General features: G+C 35.5%; 15 protein-coding genes. 5 read left to right on the top strand and 10 right to left on the bottom strand.

Translation table 11 applies throughout. The features are described from left to right. Positions 1-572: 572 nt before the first annotated feature. From LF887_RS13810 to LF887_RS13800, 3 genes are all read left to right on the top strand, one after another. The gene (locus LF887_RS13810) at positions 573-1,829 is read left to right on the top strand and encodes an NRAMP family divalent metal transporter (RefSeq protein ID WP_236854811.1); all 1,257 of its coding nucleotides are present in this window, start codon (positions 573-575) and stop codon (positions 1,827-1,829) included. 185 nt (positions 1,830-2,014) lie between these two features. Further along, positions 2,015-2,695 (top strand): MarR family winged helix-turn-helix transcriptional regulator, encoded by a 681-nt coding sequence (locus LF887_RS13805; protein ID WP_236854809.1) that lies wholly within the window; start codon positions 2,015-2,017, stop codon positions 2,693-2,695. A 45-nt stretch (positions 2,696-2,740) separates the two neighbouring features. Continuing rightward, the gene (locus LF887_RS13800; protein WP_236854807.1) at positions 2,741-3,934 is read left to right on the top strand and encodes an FAD-dependent monooxygenase; all 1,194 of its coding nucleotides are present in this window, start codon (positions 2,741-2,743) and stop codon (positions 3,932-3,934) included. Between the two features lie 141 nt (positions 3,935-4,075). On the opposite strand, the gene LF887_RS13795 is transcribed toward LF887_RS13800, so the two are convergent. Both LF887_RS13795 and LF887_RS13790 read right to left on the bottom strand, forming a co-directional pair. Beyond that, positions 4,076-4,909, bottom strand: coding sequence for a GLPGLI family protein (locus LF887_RS13795; protein WP_236854805.1), 834 nt, complete (start codon positions 4,907-4,909; stop codon positions 4,076-4,078). Positions 4,910-4,968: 59 nt separating this feature from the next. Next, positions 4,969-5,271 carry a hypothetical protein gene (locus tag LF887_RS13790; protein WP_236854803.1) on the bottom strand — a complete coding sequence of 101 codons (303 nt, stop codon included), beginning with the start codon at positions 5,269-5,271 and terminating at the stop codon, positions 4,969-4,971. A gap of 233 nt (positions 5,272-5,504) precedes the next feature. Between LF887_RS13790 and LF887_RS13785 the strand changes: the two genes are divergently transcribed. Further along, positions 5,505-5,870 (top strand): hypothetical protein, encoded by a 366-nt coding sequence (locus tag LF887_RS13785; RefSeq protein WP_236854802.1) that lies wholly within the window; start codon positions 5,505-5,507, stop codon positions 5,868-5,870. Positions 5,871-6,150: 280 nt separating this feature from the next. On the opposite strand, the gene LF887_RS13780 is transcribed toward LF887_RS13785, so the two are convergent. The 6 genes from LF887_RS13780 to LF887_RS13755 all read right to left on the bottom strand — a co-directional run bounded on the left by LF887_RS13780 (position 6,151) and on the right by LF887_RS13755 (position 11,630). Then, positions 6,151-8,550, bottom strand: a complete 2,400-nt coding sequence (locus LF887_RS13780) for a hypothetical protein (RefSeq protein WP_236854800.1) — start codon at positions 8,548-8,550, stop codon at positions 6,151-6,153. A 341-nt stretch (positions 8,551-8,891) separates the two neighbouring features. Beyond that, positions 8,892-9,377, bottom strand: coding sequence for a hypothetical protein (locus LF887_RS13775; RefSeq protein ID WP_236854798.1), 486 nt, complete (start codon positions 9,375-9,377; stop codon positions 8,892-8,894). A gap of 396 nt (positions 9,378-9,773) precedes the next feature. Then, positions 9,774-10,037 carry a heme oxygenase gene (locus LF887_RS13770; RefSeq protein WP_236854796.1) on the bottom strand — a complete coding sequence of 88 codons (264 nt, stop codon included), beginning with the start codon at positions 10,035-10,037 and terminating at the stop codon, positions 9,774-9,776. Positions 10,038-10,077: 40 nt separating this feature from the next. Beyond that, the gene (locus LF887_RS13765) at positions 10,078-10,878 is read right to left on the bottom strand and encodes a hypothetical protein (RefSeq protein ID WP_236854794.1); all 801 of its coding nucleotides are present in this window, start codon (positions 10,876-10,878) and stop codon (positions 10,078-10,080) included. 58 nt (positions 10,879-10,936) lie between these two features. Continuing rightward, a complete protein-coding gene (locus LF887_RS13760; RefSeq protein WP_236854792.1) occupies positions 10,937-11,275 on the bottom strand; it encodes a cupin domain-containing protein in 339 nt (112 codons plus the stop codon). A 136-nt stretch (positions 11,276-11,411) separates the two neighbouring features. Beyond that, positions 11,412-11,630, bottom strand: coding sequence for a hypothetical protein (locus LF887_RS13755; RefSeq protein WP_236854791.1), 219 nt, complete (start codon positions 11,628-11,630; stop codon positions 11,412-11,414). A 408-nt stretch (positions 11,631-12,038) separates the two neighbouring features. Between LF887_RS13755 and LF887_RS13750 the strand changes: the two genes are divergently transcribed. Continuing rightward, positions 12,039-13,136, top strand: coding sequence for a calcium:proton antiporter (locus LF887_RS13750; protein WP_236854789.1), 1,098 nt, complete (start codon positions 12,039-12,041; stop codon positions 13,134-13,136). Positions 13,137-13,154: 18 nt separating this feature from the next. Here LF887_RS13750 and LF887_RS13745 read toward each other — a convergent pair whose 3' ends face one another. Both LF887_RS13745 and LF887_RS13740 read right to left on the bottom strand, forming a co-directional pair. After that, a complete protein-coding gene (locus LF887_RS13745; protein ID WP_236854787.1) occupies positions 13,155-14,789 on the bottom strand; it encodes a glycosyltransferase in 1,635 nt (544 codons plus the stop codon). Further along, positions 14,717-15,457, bottom strand: coding sequence for a glycosyltransferase (locus tag LF887_RS13740; RefSeq protein WP_236854785.1), 741 nt, complete (start codon positions 15,455-15,457; stop codon positions 14,717-14,719). The genes LF887_RS13745 and LF887_RS13740 overlap by 73 nt, the downstream gene beginning before the upstream one ends. Between the last annotated feature and the right edge of the window lie 11 nt (positions 15,458-15,468).

Raw genomic sequence — 15,468 nt, 5'->3', positions numbered from 1 at the left:
TTGAACGGTCTTTAGGTACTTCGGAAGGGGCTTTACCCCCTTACCCAAGGGGGGTATAGGTACTTGTATAACCAGGTATAGGCACTTCAGGAATGGGTAAGGGAAAGAGGGCTTACTATACCAAAAGCTAGAGTAATTTTACTATGTTTTTATTTAACCAAAAACCGAAGATTCCACGAAGTTAAAAGGCACAAAAGATTTTTAACACTTCAGTTATTTTAAGTTTAAAGTTTTGTGGATATGAAGTACACATAAGTTTTTGAAAATCTTTGATTTTCATCTAAAGTGGATTTTCTTATGCAGAAAGATATAAAACTTTTAAAGTGTACTCAAGTGTTTTAGAATTATACGATATTGAGATTCCTACGGAACGACAATGTTTGCGGATCGGCTAAACGTCCTGTTTGTCATTCCGAAGGAATCCAGCCTCATCTAGTGGGTTTTCATTTACCTACAAAATTAACTGATAATAATTAAATACTAAACACGTATTGACTTTGAAATTTTACTACCTTTAAGTGGTTGAAGAATGATGATACAGCAGGCAGACTAATACTGTCGGTAAAATTGCAATGTCAAAACAAAAGAAAGATTCAAAGATTCTCAATTTTTTCAAAAAACTAGGGCCCGGTTTGATTACGGGAGCCAGTGATGACGACCCGTCGGGTATTGCAACATACTCTCAGGCGGGAGCGCAATTTGGTCTTTCCACACTTTGGACAGCTTTGCTTACATTTCCTCTTATGGCAGCCATACAGGGGATGTGCGCAAGGATTGGGCTGGTGACTTCACAGGGACTTACGGTAACGCTTAAGCAGTATTATTCCAAACCGATCCTTTATGGGATGCTTATTTTTAGTTTTCCTGCAATAACTTTAAACATTGGTGCTGATATCCAGGGGATGGGAGCTGTTGCACATATGATCTGTCCTGTGGTGCCTGTATCTGTTTTTTGTGTTATTATAACGGCCTTGCTGCTTTTTATTATCATAAAGTATTCTTATCAGAAAATTGCTATGATCTTAAAATGGCTGTGTCTCAGCCTGCTGCTTTACATCATTGTGCCATTTATGGTGGGGCAGGACTGGCTGATGGTAGTAAAGAAAACTTTTATACCTACTATCAAGTTTGATAAGGAATTTCTTTCTATTATAGTGGCTATTCTGGGAACCACCATTTCGCCCTATCTTTTTTTCTGGCAGACTACCATGGAAGCCGAAGATCAGGCCCACAAAGGTGTTGTGCTGGTAGACAAGAGGGTTCTGAGTGAAATGAAAACTGACGTCAATCTTGGTATGCTGCTTTCTAATCTGGTTATGTTTTTTATGATTCTGACCACGGGTACCGTACTTTTTAATGGCGGAATCCATCAGATCAATACAGTAGATGAAGCTGCTAAGGCACTGGAACCACTTGCCGGAAAACTCACTTATTTCATTTTTGCAACAGGCGTGCTGGGAACAGGGCTGCTGGCTATTCCCGTACTGGCCGGATCACAGTCTTATATGCTTGCAGAGACATTTGGATGGAAAGCGGGTCTTGATAAGAAATTTGCCCAGGCAAAGCCATTCTATGCTTCTATCATCGTTTCCCTGCTTGTTGGTTTGTCTCTTGATTTTTTTGATGTCAGCCCTATCAAAGCCCTTTTGTATACAGCAATTGTCTATGGACTCACAGCGCCTGTTATGATTGCTGTTATTATGCATATCGGCAACAATAAAAAAATAATGAAGGATCATACCAATTCAAAGTTCTCAAATATCTTAGGCGCAATTACCCTGATCCTGATGACTGCCGCTGCCATAGGATTAGTTTATTTCCTTTTTTAAGATCTTACCAAATAGCTTACAAATATGAATTCCGATTTGGATTTTTCACTTCTCTGTCGGGCTTCTGGCAAGGCTTGAAGGTTCTGTATTCTAATGATGACAATCCATATCTTAAAATAAACCTCATTATTATTGAATGTTTTCGTATTTTTATTTATATATTTATAATGTAAACATTCTAATATATGGCCACGAAAGAGGTTTTAAAGGAACTTATCGAATATTTATTTGAATTCGAAAATCAATATGAGGGTGATAATGACTATAGTATCACTGATTTTTTAGGGTTTTTAAATGCAAACAAGCCTCATCAGCTTCATGGGACCAGGCAACTGGCAGGAGGTGAAGAAGATTGGGTTCGGGAGAATCAGGATCAGAATACGGAAATTGCGAGAATGCTGGTTTTCAATTATCGCTATGCATCCATGTATTTTAAGAAGGCCTTAAAGGAAAGTAATATCAATACATTAGATGAATTTTCTTTTTTAATCGTCCTGATGACCTATCCATTTCTTACCAAAACCGAACTTATCAGTAAGCTGATTATGGAAAAAACCTCAGGCGTTGAAGTGATTAAGCGTCTGCTGAAGCAAGATCTGATTCGGGAATTTGATAATCCAAACGATAAAAGAAGTATCATGGTCGCCATTACAGATAAAGGCAGAGAAGAATTGTCCGGGTTATTACCTAAGATGGGCATGGTAGGGAATGTAGTAGTGGGGAATTTAAGACCAGCTGAGGCAAGTTCACTGTCATTCCTTTTAAATAAACTGGATTATCACCACAATGATCTATTTATGAACTACAGAAATATGAGTCTGGAAGAGCTTTCCAAAAAATCGGAAGCTGTAAAAAAAAGTATATAAATGCCTTTTAAAAATGTTTTACCAGTTTAAAATTTTAGAATAAAAATGAATAGTAAAAAGAAAGTGCTTATATCCGGTGCAAGCATTGCGGGCCCAACTTTGGGATTTTGGCTGGCTAAATACGGTTTTGAAGTAACGATAGTGGAGCGGGCAAAATCGTTGAGATTAGGCGGGCAAAATCTTGATGTAAGAGGAGCCGGGCGTGCTGTTGTAAGAATGATGGGGATAGAGCAGGAAATACTTGCTGCCAATACAGGTGAGATTGGTTTACAGTTTGTTAACCGGAATAACGGGGTTGAAGCAGAATTTCCGATAGAAGGCAGTAACAGTTTTACGAGTGAAGCCGAAATACTACGGGGAGATCTGGTAAATATCTTATATAAACATACTAAAGATGATGTACAATATATCTTTGGCAAATACATTACAGCCATAGATCAAGGGATTGATAATGTAGAGGTTACATTTAGTGATAACGAAAGCAGAGTGTTCGATTTGTTGATCGCCGCTGATGGAGTGAGGTCTACAACCAGGCAATTGATTTTTGGAGATGAACCGGAATTGAAATTTACAGGGCTATATAATGCCTGGTATACAATACCGAGGATAGAAAGGGATACTCAATGGGCGCGCTGGTATACAGCACCGGGATCCCGGGTTATGGTGCTTCGTCCTGACAATCATGGGACCATAAGGGCTTCTTTCAGCTTTTTATCGGATGATAAAAGCTATCTGACCCAATCTGACAGCGGGCAAAAGAAAGTGTTAAAAGCTAAACTTTCGGGTGCCGGATGGGAAGAGAAGCGCTTAATGGAAGCAATTGATAATAACAGCGATGTGTATTTTGATGGTATCAGCCAGGTTCATGCATCACGATGGTTTGACGGCAGAGCAGGTATGATTGGAGATGCAGCTTATTGTCCGACTCCTTTAACCGGTATGGGAACTACGCTGGCTATAGTAGGCGCTTATTTACTGGCTGGTGAACTGTCCCGCCATGATCATCATGAAGATGCATTCTCAGCGTATGAAAAACGGATGCGTCCATTCGTAGAAAAAGTTCAGAAATTACCTCCGGGAGTTCCATGGCTTGCTCATCCTAAATCAAAACTGGGGGTTAGTGTGGTGAATACTGCGGCTTCCATTGTAGCAAGCCGTCCTTTCAAGATGATTGGCAGACTGTTTAGCAGTAAAGAAAAAGAGGTTACTAAAGATGAAATCGAACTTCCTGTATTTTAAAGCTAAAAGGCTTTAATAAATTTTAGATGCGACAATTGGCAGTATATGTATATCAACCACTATGTTTAGACAGTTTTTTTTACTGTAAATACATAAAAAAACCTTCAAAGCTTGAAGGTTTTTTTGCTTTCTTGAAATCAATTATTCAATTTCCAGAGGTTCATATTGAATATTTTGCTGCTTTAATACTATTGGAGATCCATCCTCATTATAAGCTTTACCACTGTAAAAAGCACCGGGATTTTCTTTATAGGTCTTCTGTACATTTCTAAATTTTTCCCTGGTAGTCTTTAATATGTTTTTCTCATTTCTCAGATATATCGGTTTGGGAGTTTTTGTTATTCCCACCGCTTCAAAAGAATACTTTTTATCAACATCCTCAATTTCTAAAATTAAACCAGGAAGGCCTCCAAAAATATATGGTCCATTATTAATGGGAATTTCACTGGTATACCAGGCAATGTAATCTCTTCCTCTGTAATGTACTCTTGCTCTGCTGCATTTATGTCCCAATACTATTTTTTCACCTTTTTCCAGATTCCAATTCAATTTGGGTTGCTCTTCGTCATATTGATATACATTTTTGAATCTATCCTGAACCGTCATTAAATTATGATTTTTGAATATTACATTATTCCACAAAACTCTTATTTTAAGATATTGACCTGCTTCCTCAGAACCAATACTATTTTGGCTGCTGTATTTTTTGTCCAAAGAATCTATTCTCACCTGATTATAATCCAGAAATTTAGAAATATTGCCATCGCCTAATTCAAGGATACACATTACTTCCCTTTTACTATTGGGAGAGCGGGCATTATCCAAAAAATTTACTTTATAATATATATTGTATGAACTAACCCCATAATCTGTGATGTCAAAAGGAGAAGTTTTAATGGAGAAGTTTGGAGAAATAATACTCTGTCCGTTAGTTAGTATGATAAAGAATGAAAATATAAATAGATAGAATTTCATATTTGATGTAAATAAAGAATCAGTAACATTGAGGTTACTGATTCGAAATTAAAATAATTTTATGTGTACTGACCAGTAAATGTAGATGCACCGGCACATTGCTGATTAGTAAATTGAGTAGCGGCATCATTTAATTCTCCCATACTTGAATAATCACTTGCGTCTAAGTAAAAAACTTTTCCACACCAGGTTGAAACTCCCACCCAGTTATAAAAAGCAGCTTTTGCTTTGGCAGAAAGCTTATTATTAACCGCTTTTTTCTCAGTAGTTTCTGCTTTTTTGTTTACTTTTTTATAAGAAATGCCTTTAGCACTCATAAGTCCTGCCACACCAATTGCAGCAATTAAAAAAAATTTTTTCATGATTAAAAGATTTTAATTTTAATAAATAATAAATGTTTTAGATTGCAATCTGGAAACAATTTTACAAAATATTTTTTTATCTGCAACAAAAAGACTCATCTTTTTTATTATGTTAAAAAGTATTTATCAGTAGATAAATATTGTATTAAAGATGAAAATATAAAACTAATTTGAATTAGGTTAAACAAAGTTTGAAAATAATTGACGGTCGATTTATCCAAAGAAGGATAGACTTGAATTTACTGAAAATACATTTCCGTATCGGAGATGCAGCATATTGTCCGACTCCTTTAACCGGTATGGGAACTACGCTGGCTATGGTAGGCGCTTATTTACTGGCTGGTGAACTGTCCCGCCATGATCATCATGAAGATGCATTCTCAGCGTATGAAAAACGGATGCGTCCATTCGTAGAAAAAGTTCAGAAATTACCTCCGGGAGTTCCATGGCTTGCTCATCCTAAATCAAAACTGGGGGTTAGTGTGGTGAATACTGCGGCTTCCATTGTAGCAAGCCGTCCTTTCAAGATGATTGGCAGACTGTTTAGCCGTAAAGAAAAAGAGGTTACTAAAGATGAAATCGAACTTCCTGCATTTTAAAGCTAAAAGGCTTTAATAAATTTTAGATGCGACAATTGGCAGTATATGTATATCAACCACTATGTTTAGACGGTTTTTTTTTACTGTAAATCCATAAAAAGAAGTGGATTGCCCCCAAAAAGGTAGACCCTTTTTAGGGGCATTTTTTATGTATAGAAAAGTAAAATTTAGCGTTGGCTTCAAATTAGAATGTATTGAACTCTACAAAAATTCTCATCGTTCTATGAGATCTATAGCAACAGAGAAAGGATTCAAATTTCTGCTAACTCTTTCCAAAATATTATTTTAAGATTTCTGTATCATAAAGAAGATTGTCATCTTCATCAAAACTTATTATCAGTACTTTATATTGTTTTGCAGTGTCATTATTGAAAAATTTAATTCTTGGGGGAACATAATCACTGTCAAATAAATTAGTGTTCCAATACAGTGTTTCGCGGGTGTCATTTTCAATTTTTGCCGGAGAAGTATCATCTATCATTTCAATAGGGAATTCTGAAGGTTTATCATAGCCTTTTAGTATCGCTGAGTTATTACTTTGGGTTTCTTTTCCGCTGGTCTTAGATTTCATATCACCTCTCATGGTATAGATGGCTACTGCATTGCCTATTAATCCTGATTCTTTAATAATTTTTACCATCGCAATATTGTTTACAGGAATACTTGTAATCATAGAAGGGTCAGTAGGTACTTCATCCAGGTATAATTTAGCCTGACTGCCCCGAATGTAAGGAACATTCACTCCTGAATTGTTTCTCTGAAAGGTTAATCCGGCAGCTCTTCCCTGCAGCCAGTCTAATATATTGCTTGATCCGGAGGCATGCTGGTCCTCATTTACAAAATCAAATATAGTAGTATTCATAGAATTAAACATTCCGGTAGACAGTTGTTTGTTTAACTCTTCTTTGGGATCTTGTTTTTTTCCGACCAATTTTACTTCTTCAATCTGAACATCAGCATTTTCCATTTTTTTTATGTTTTTCTGAGTGTTGAGCGCTCTGGAAATGGCTGTAGAAGGCTTTTTATTTTCAGCAGTTTTCACCAATTTGTATTTTGTAGCAGGGAAATTACCTTTAAACTGGGTGGGATTTACCAGAGGTTCTGCTGATACAAATAGATTGTTCGTATTTGATTCTTTACCTTTTTCTGCATTTACAAATAATGAAACACTCAAAGGGTCATCAAAGTTAAGATTGTCTAAGTAAACATATCCATTTTGATCGGTTTTAAAGAGATTAATGATCGGTTCTTGCTTGCCTAATCTCAATGCCAGAGTTACATTAGTATCCCTAAGCATCGCATTATCTTTAATTGGTTTTACTTTATAAGAAAGAAAATTCAGAGAATTGGTTTTAATGGGAGGGAAAGCGCCACTCAGTACAGAATTCCAGTCAAATCTTTTCCAGTTTTCAGAAATAAGCAGAGCGTCTAAAGCTTCACTATTGGCATTTTTAGAAAAATATTGTGCGGGTGTATCTATTCTTGTAGTGAGATCTCCTGTTAACCAGAGACTGCTCAGTATATTTTCTTCTTCAGAATTGTTTGTACCATAGTCCTCACTTACGACAACTGTATAATTTTTAAAATATGACTCTGGAGAAAGATCAATGCTGTTGAATGATCTTGGAGTTGGTTTTAAACTCTGAGCTACAATTTCTGCTTTCTCAATCTTTAAATTATTAGGTCTTATAAAGCAAAGTCTTTGTGCAACAAGATTGTCCTGCTCATCAAAAATGGCTAACTGCAAAATACCATTGGCCCCGTTGCTTACTTTTGGGGGAATAAGGCTTGAAGCCTCATTAGTCAACTGATTAATGTTTGCCCGATACGCAAGATGATTATTGATGGTTCCTACAATTTTATAATTTTGGAGCTGTTGTTTTAAGTTGATTCCTTTTAAGCTGTATTTAATCCCTTCTTTAGAGCTGTAAACTTCCAGATTGATGCCGCTGTCTGCTGCTTCCGGTAAATCTATTGTTTGTTTTCGTCCTGCATTATCCTGAATAATAGCCTGGTATTTTTTTCCTGAAGCAGGAGTTATTTTAAAAGAGGCAACATTTTTATCAAATGAGGTAAACGTTGTGATAGACACATTTGGATTCTTTGTATCTACTATTTTTCCGCTAAAGTTGTCCGGTAAAGAAGTATTACTTGATAGTCTTACAGCAAATTTTGTCGGCACACCATTAATAAAAGTTCCACCTTCAGGAAAAGCTTTGGCAGACCAGTCCGAACTTTTAGATATTTCTAATGTTTCGGCAGAACCTGGATTGTAAATAGGAATAGTTTTAACAATCTGAAAATCTTCATTAAAATTAGTCATGTAGGGAGTATAGGCCCTTACAAAATAAACTTGCTCGGGAAGATCTTCCTTCAGTTTGAAATCCCCGCTGCCTTCACCATTGGCCAGAACTATCATTTTCCAGTCTATTAACTTTTTATCGGAATTGTACAATTCAACAAATAGAGTAGTAGAAAGGGCAGAACGATTATAACCATCAAATACAAAGCTTTTGAACCAGATCTGGTCACCTGCTGCATATTGAGATTTGTCGGTCAATAAGTACACTTTTTCCTGTTCGTAATTATTCTCAAGATTGGTAATTGCTTTTTCCAGTTTAGTTTGGGACAATACGGGTTGTATACTTGAAACAAGCAATAAAAAGAATATATTTTTCATAAAGATCCGTCGCATTTTTAATGCAGCGCTAAATTACTCATTTAAAGATTTCAAAAATCCATATCTACCTTCTATTATGAATAAATTAAGGATATTTTAACTATTTATGGATGCTTCTGCCCTGTCTGTAGCAGGTTTTGCATTATAAATACGGGTAATTTAATGATAAATGCAATTAGTATTCTTGTAAATAAAAAGAAAAGAGTTTAAAAAAATCTCCAAAGTTATGAGACTTTGGAGACTAAGATATAAAGCCTGATAACAGCTGGTCATAAGCCCGAAGGTATCGAACTGTTTTATGGGGAATCAGAGGCTATCCCTGATATATTAATTGTAAATGATTATTTTTTAGGCTTTAAAGAAAGATTGTCTACATAAACTGCCTGATGTACGCTATTCAGTAACACTTTCAGCCCCAGATAGGTGTCTTTTTTCAAAGAAAGGTTAAATACTTTTTTATCCCCTGTTATCTTTGAAGGCTTGGCTATTGAAACATATGATTTGGGGTCTGCTGCATTGTTTATTGAGAAAAGTTCCAGTGTTGTATCTCCTCCGTTGTCAGAAATATCAAAGGTAAGGGTATAGCTTCCTGCTTTAATTTTTGGGGTCACCAGATACATATTCTCTCCAGGATTGTTCATGGAGTAAAATATAATTCTTTTATCATTGGCATAAAGCATTGCTTTTCCTGACTGTACACTCCAGCATTTGTTAATATCTTTCCAGGTATCAAAATTTTCAACAATTGTGGATACAGCTGTACACTGTGCATTTGCTGTTAGAAATCCTCCAAAAGCGAGTATTCCTGCAAAAATGAATTTTCTCATATATTAGTTATGTATTATCAGGTAAAAATAATCAAAAAAGGTCGTTTTAGAAAGGTGTTAAGGTCAGTATTTTATTTTTCATTACAAAATAGAGATGTCCTACATTCTAATGCTTTGATGATGGCTTACGAAAGATGGATGATCTTTATGATAGAATAGTGGATGCTTTTTGGATGTTATGAATAATCCGGCTCCGGAAGTTTATTTAAATGTTCTAAAAAACGATTCTAAAAACGGTATCTCTCTGATCGTATATTGTTTTTCCGCAAAGCCGGGAGACAATCTGGGGCCTTATTTCAGGAAAACGACAAAATTTATAGTAAAAAAAGCAGTAAATCAGAGATGGTACCAGAAGCATAAATTCTGTAGGTCAAGATGTGTTGTTGGCTTTATTTTTCAGATCACATCATAATCATTTAATCCTGCCACAAAGTAATGTTCAATTGTCTTCTGTGCTCTTTTACACATTAATATAAGATCATTAACCGAGGTGCCTTCAAAGGTAAAGTCATCATGAGTTTTAACGATGTATTCTGTTACTATTTCAATGTCTATTAAATCGAACGCAGCCAAATCAGTTTTCAGCCTTCGTTCTTCTTTAAAAAATGAAATGTTTCGGGAAAAGGAATTTTTAAACTGAAAAAGATGTATTGTTTTCACGGCACAATTATTTAAAAGGTTTGTGGAATTAAGGTAATAATCATGTATTAAGGTTATCTTTCATTTTTCCATTGATCCATTTTTTAAGCATGAAGTGTTCTGATGGAAGATGGTACATACCTCCTGAAAGTATATTTAGAATATTGCCCCAAAGACTCTTTTTTTTATTGAATTCATGACTGTAGTCTGTTATTGTTTTCAAATATTCCTGCTCATATTCTCTTGCTTCCTTTAAGGTGTACTCTTTTGGAATATTTTTAATAATATCCATGGTAATACTATTGAAAGTTTTAGGAGTATACTTTTCAATAAAGTCTGATTCCAGTCTGCATATATTGGTAAGCGGAACGAGTAAAGAGAAAATTTCATCATAGAAACTGCATATATTTGTTTCCCATGATAATTTTTCTTCTTGTGGTAAGATCTGAGAAGCCCGCAGGATTAGTTTTTCATTGTTTTCTTTTAGGTCTTCCATATACGTTTTGTTTTGCTGCCAGAATACATATGAATTGATTTTATTTTTTTTAACAATATTTTCCAGTATATATTCAAATTGGACTTTGATATATTGTATGCTGTCATTCCCATCCTGCAAAACGGTTTGCCAAAGATTATGCTTGCTTAAACTGCAATGACTGCTGAATACTAATCTTGAGTTATTATTAAGACTATTTAATTCTCTGAGCATTCGAAGAATTTCTGTTGCGTCTCTTTCTAAAGTGATATTGGTATTTCTGATGTAGAAAAGAGAAACAAACTGAGAGTAATACGCTTTTCTTGAAATGTTTTTTTTGTTTCGGAGTCCAAATCTGTTCTTTGGATGCTTATTCAGCTTTTTCATTAGAATTTTTATTATCTTTCTTTTTTATTGATCTCTTTTTCAAGGACTGTCAGCTATTTTATTCATAACCGCTTTTTATGATGGTCAGAATCATTTTAAAGCGTTTATTTCCTTTTACTGAATTGGGTTTGTGCGCTGGAATAATAATGGATTCCCCTTCTTCAAGAAAATAGGATCCGCCATCTATAATAATTTCTGCTTTCCCATCAATAATCTGCGCTACAGCATCAAAAGGAGATGTTTTTTCTGGTAACCCCTCTCCATCATCAAACGAAAGAGCGCTGATAGTACCGGTTAATTTTTCAATTATCGTCCTGCTGACAACAGAATTTGAAATATATTCTACAATTTGGGTGGTAGTATATACTTTTGATTTGTCAAGTTCTTTATGATTCATCACCGTTTGTTTAAAAGTGAAAAAGCGGGGGTATGATATATAAAAGGGATAGAATCGCCTGATTTCTATCCCTTTTTTTCAGCTGAAACCCTTTAAAAGTAATTTCTTCGTGATTTTAACTGTATCTTTAAACACTTTACGAAAGATTAATCTCTTTTATGATATTGAGAACCTCTTCACGGTTTTTTCTCAGCCTGTTTCCGATTCTTTCGAGCATTTCCTTTTCTTTACCTACCTCTAACTTTAAATCGTAGTCTGTCAATGTTGAAAATTTTTCTTTCAGCTGCTTAGACTGCACATTCCAGTCTCCCGGAATTTTAGAAGATTTGTTGTCTTTGTTGTGGTTTGTGTCCATGATGTGGATTTTGGTATAACTTAATTGTTACTATACAAAGGTGGACCTTTTACAACAGGATGTATTATAGATTGTTATTTTAATATTGCACATATCACACCTTTTCCGTTTTTCCGATATTACTTGTTGTCACCGGTAGAAACTAATTGATACGGAGAGAAAAATATTTTCTATATCCTTCTAATAAGTTATTGATATTTTGTATCTTAGCGGTTTACTACGCTAAATGAAGGTTTCATAGTGACAGTTTGGTGTATTTACTTCCTTCCTTACCCTATTTGATATTTCCGGTTTGATATTTCTGAACTGCTTCAAAATATTAATAGAAGCTCTTTTCTAAAAGGGAATATAAACCAGTTAATTTTCTCTGAAAGAGGATTCAACTGTACAAAATTTATTACGGTTTTTATGAATACAAAAAAATATTTAGGGATGTGGACCCTTTTTGTTCCCATTCTGGCATGGCTCTTCTATTTTGGAAATGCTGTTTTTTCTTCAGGTTTTTATTCTGTGATTCTTGCTTTATTCCTGATGGGAAGTGTCCTTGCGGCAGTTTATCATTCCGAAGTTATTGCCCATCGTTTGGGTGAACCTTTTGGCACTTTACTTCTTGCGTTTGCCATTACAGTAATAGAGGTAGGATTGATTATTTCCATAATGATGGGCGCCAAAGGTTTGGAAACCATTACGCTTGCCCGAGATACGGTTTTTGCAGCAGTGATGATTATCCTTAACGGGATCATTGGTAGCTGTATTGTGATAGGTTCTTTAAGATACAGGGAACAAAGTTTTACCTTGCAGGGGGTAAGCACAGCGTTGATCACTCTTACCTCCGTCATTATTTTTGTGCTTATCCTGCCTAATTATACTGTAAGCCACCGCGGAGGCGAATATACCTCATTTCAACTGCTCTTTATAGCTTTGATCTCATTGGGGCTTTATTTAGGCTTTACAATGATTCAGACGCTCAGGCACCGGAGCTTTTTCATTTCTCCGCAAAACAAACTGGCCGGAAACCTGTCTGAACAAACTGATCATGGGAAATCTTCCGGTAAGAATCTATACATCAGTTGTGTATTGCTGATTCTTTGCCTTGGAGTAGTTGTTTTATTGGCAAAACTCCTATCAAAAGATGTTGAACATATCGTGGTATCAGCAGGAGCTCCAAGATCTTTGGTGGGTATAATTATTGCCGGTATTGTTCTTCTTCCGGAGGGAGTGGCTGCATTCAGAGCCGCTAAAAGTGATCAGATCCAGACCTCATTGAATCTTGCATTTGGTTCTGCTCTCGCAAGTATTGGACTGAGTATTCCTGCCATTGCAATTATATCTGTAATAACCGACATAAGAATGTCATTAGGCATAGATATCAAGTCAACAATACTTCTTGGGTTGTCCCTTTTTATTATTACCGTTTCACTGGCGACCGGCCGAACGAATATTATGCAGGGATTTGTACTGATCGCTATATTTTTAATTTACCTGTTTATTACGATTGTTCCATAATTATTATTTCTGCAAAATTCAAGTTAAATGATCCGCATTTAGCAATGATTTAACAGGTACTTTGGAGAAACACAGTCTTGCCATAAGATAGCTGACTGTGGATTCCGCACCCTGATTAAGATTTACATTTTTTTCCTCCAGGCCGTCATAGCAGCCTCCCGTTGCAGGATTATAGATAATTTGATTTAAATGGTTCTTTCCCAAAAACCAAATAAAAGCATTTTTCATCAGTTGTAAATATTTTTCATCCTTAAAAACCCTGTAGAATGCAGATAGTGCAAGGATGGTATAAGCAACGTCAATAGGCTGTTCCCCTCCAATGGTTTCAGGTATTTTAACGGTGTCTTTTTGCAGCCATCCTTTGTTGGAGATCACTCTGATGTCTCCTTTGATAAATATTTTAGAAAGCAGAAACTGAAAAGATTCACTGGCAATTTGTTGATAAACTTCTTCTTTAGTGGAGATCCATGCACATAACAAAGCTTCAGGTAATAAACTGTTGCCATAGGTCAGATAGCTTTCAAACCAATGCCAGTCATTGTGTTTTTCATGCTGGTACATTTTTACGAGCCGGTTAGCCAGTTTTTTTAATAGTGGAATATTTTTTTCGGAATTTTGATAATATAATCCCTTTATAATAAAAGCCATGGCTCTGGTAGAATAAATGTTTTCCAGAGAGAAAATACTTTTTTTTAAGATTAGTTCTGCTTCTTCAGAATACTGATGAGGTAAAATTTCTTTTATTGAAAGTAAATAACCCAGTGCCCAGATGGCTCTTCCATTGGAATCTTCCAGATTGGTCTCGTAGTTTTGCTGTGTAAATTTTCTGTGCTGGTCTACATAATTGAGAAAATTACCATGGGGCTGTTGACAAAACTTAATTACATTCAGATAAGTTGAAATTAAGGCAAGGTCTGATTCATCTCTGTATAATTCATAATGCCTGCATACTGCAATCAGCGCACGGGCATTATCATCTAAAGTATAACCCGAGTCTATATCCGGTTTATTGATTTTAGAAAACTGGATCATTCCAAAATCTGTTGTCATATTTTTGAGGTGGCTGAGATTGATGGCAGGGAATGTATAGTTTAGTTTTATTGTATCTTTACCATGTTGCTGAAATAGCAGGGCATGTAAAATAGAAGAGTTTTCCCAAGCTGTCGGAGCCATTTTTTCCAGACTTTTTAAACGTAGCTTTTCCTGTATATTTTCATTTTTCAGCAAGAGGTTCACAGCAGCAGCAAGCTGATCCGGAGCCTCAAAATCAATAATAATACCCGTATCTTCTTTTAACACTTCCAAAGCATGTGGAATAGGAGTTGAAACAATGGGACATCCACAGCTGATGGCATAAGAAAAGGTGCCGCTTACAGCCTGATTTCTATCCTTTGAAGTAAAAAGATAGATATTCGTGAGCTGAAGATAATCTAATAACTCATCCAAAGGCAGGTACTGATTAATGAAGAAGGTATGCTTTTCTAAATTAAGTCTTTGAATGGTTTCCTTCAAAAAAATCCGATACTTTTCACCCTCACTTTTGATGATGGTAGGATGGGTTTTTCCAATAATCAGAAACATCACATCCGGATTCTGAGAAATGATTTCGGGCAGTGCTTCCAGAGTTGTTTCAATATTTTTTCCGGAACCCAATAAACCGAATGTGGAAAGAATTTTTTGTCTTTAAATCCGTACTTCGTTCTGAGGGAAGTTTTATCAATAAATGGCAGTAAATGGGTACCATGTGGTATCACTGTAATTTTATCATTGGGAATGTCATAGTCATTTGAAAGGATATCTGCTGAAATACCTGTCATTACAATAATAGATTTGGATAAATTGCTGATTTTTTGCACTTTTTCTTTTAATTCCTGATCCGGTTTAGGCAGAACAGTATGAAAAGTAATGATGATCTCTTTTTCTAAATGCTGAAGGAAAAGGGATAATCCATTTTTTGTTTCATTAAAAAAACCGAACTCATGCTGGAGCATTACAAGTTGAATATTGTCATTTTTATTGATCCGGTCAGCAAGCTCCAAATAAGAAACGGCATCTGAAGTATTTAACCTATATTCCACCTTTTCTGTATACTGATAACTTTCATCCCCGGTTTCCATTGGACAAATAATTATTTTAAATGATTCTTTAAACTTTAATTGTAGAGATCTTATAAGGTCTTCACAGTAAGTTGCAATACCGCACACCTTAGGAGGAAAAGTACTGATGAATACAATTTCAGGTTTATAATAAATTGTGTTTTTTTTATTTTGAGACCGTCTTTTTATCTTTTCCTCCACGTCTGGATGTATATTCTTATTCATGTTAATTTCTA

It is taken from the genome of Chryseobacterium sp. MEBOG06 (assembly GCF_021869765.1).
In the GTDB taxonomy this organism is placed as follows: domain Bacteria; phylum Bacteroidota; class Bacteroidia; order Flavobacteriales; family Weeksellaceae; genus Chryseobacterium.
Note: the sequence above shows the minus strand (reverse complement) of the source record. Positions and strands in the feature narration are given on the sequence as shown.

What these genes read in the sequence shown, in the direction of transcription:
- LF887_RS13795 (WP_236854805.1), bottom strand. Translation starts at nt 4,909, where the DNA reads ATGAAATTCTATCTATTTATATTTTCATTCTTTATCATACTAACTAAC.
- LF887_RS13760 (WP_236854792.1), bottom strand. Translation starts at nt 11,275, where the DNA reads ATGAATCATAAAGAACTTGACAAATCAAAAGTATATACTACCACCCAA.
- LF887_RS13805 (WP_236854809.1), top strand. Translation starts at nt 2,015, where the DNA reads ATGGCCACGAAAGAGGTTTTAAAGGAACTTATCGAATATTTATTTGAA.
- LF887_RS13750 (WP_236854789.1), top strand. Translation starts at nt 12,039, where the DNA reads ATGAATACAAAAAAATATTTAGGGATGTGGACCCTTTTTGTTCCCATT.
- LF887_RS13765 (WP_236854794.1), bottom strand. Translation starts at nt 10,878, where the DNA reads ATGAAAAAGCTGAATAAGCATCCAAAGAACAGATTTGGACTCCGAAAC.
- LF887_RS13740 (WP_236854785.1), bottom strand. Translation starts at nt 15,457, where the DNA reads ATGAATAAGAATATACATCCAGACGTGGAGGAAAAGATAAAAAGACGG.
- LF887_RS13775 (WP_236854798.1), bottom strand. Translation starts at nt 9,377, where the DNA reads ATGAGAAAATTCATTTTTGCAGGAATACTCGCTTTTGGAGGATTTCTA.
- LF887_RS13780 (WP_236854800.1), bottom strand. Translation starts at nt 8,550, where the DNA reads ATGAAAAATATATTCTTTTTATTGCTTGTTTCAAGTATACAACCCGTA.
- LF887_RS13800 (WP_236854807.1), top strand. Translation starts at nt 2,741, where the DNA reads ATGAATAGTAAAAAGAAAGTGCTTATATCCGGTGCAAGCATTGCGGGC.
- LF887_RS13810 (WP_236854811.1), top strand. Translation starts at nt 573, where the DNA reads ATGTCAAAACAAAAGAAAGATTCAAAGATTCTCAATTTTTTCAAAAAA.
- LF887_RS13755 (WP_236854791.1), bottom strand. Translation starts at nt 11,630, where the DNA reads ATGGACACAAACCACAACAAAGACAACAAATCTTCTAAAATTCCGGGA.
- LF887_RS13790 (WP_236854803.1), bottom strand. Translation starts at nt 5,271, where the DNA reads ATGAAAAAATTTTTTTTAATTGCTGCAATTGGTGTGGCAGGACTTATG.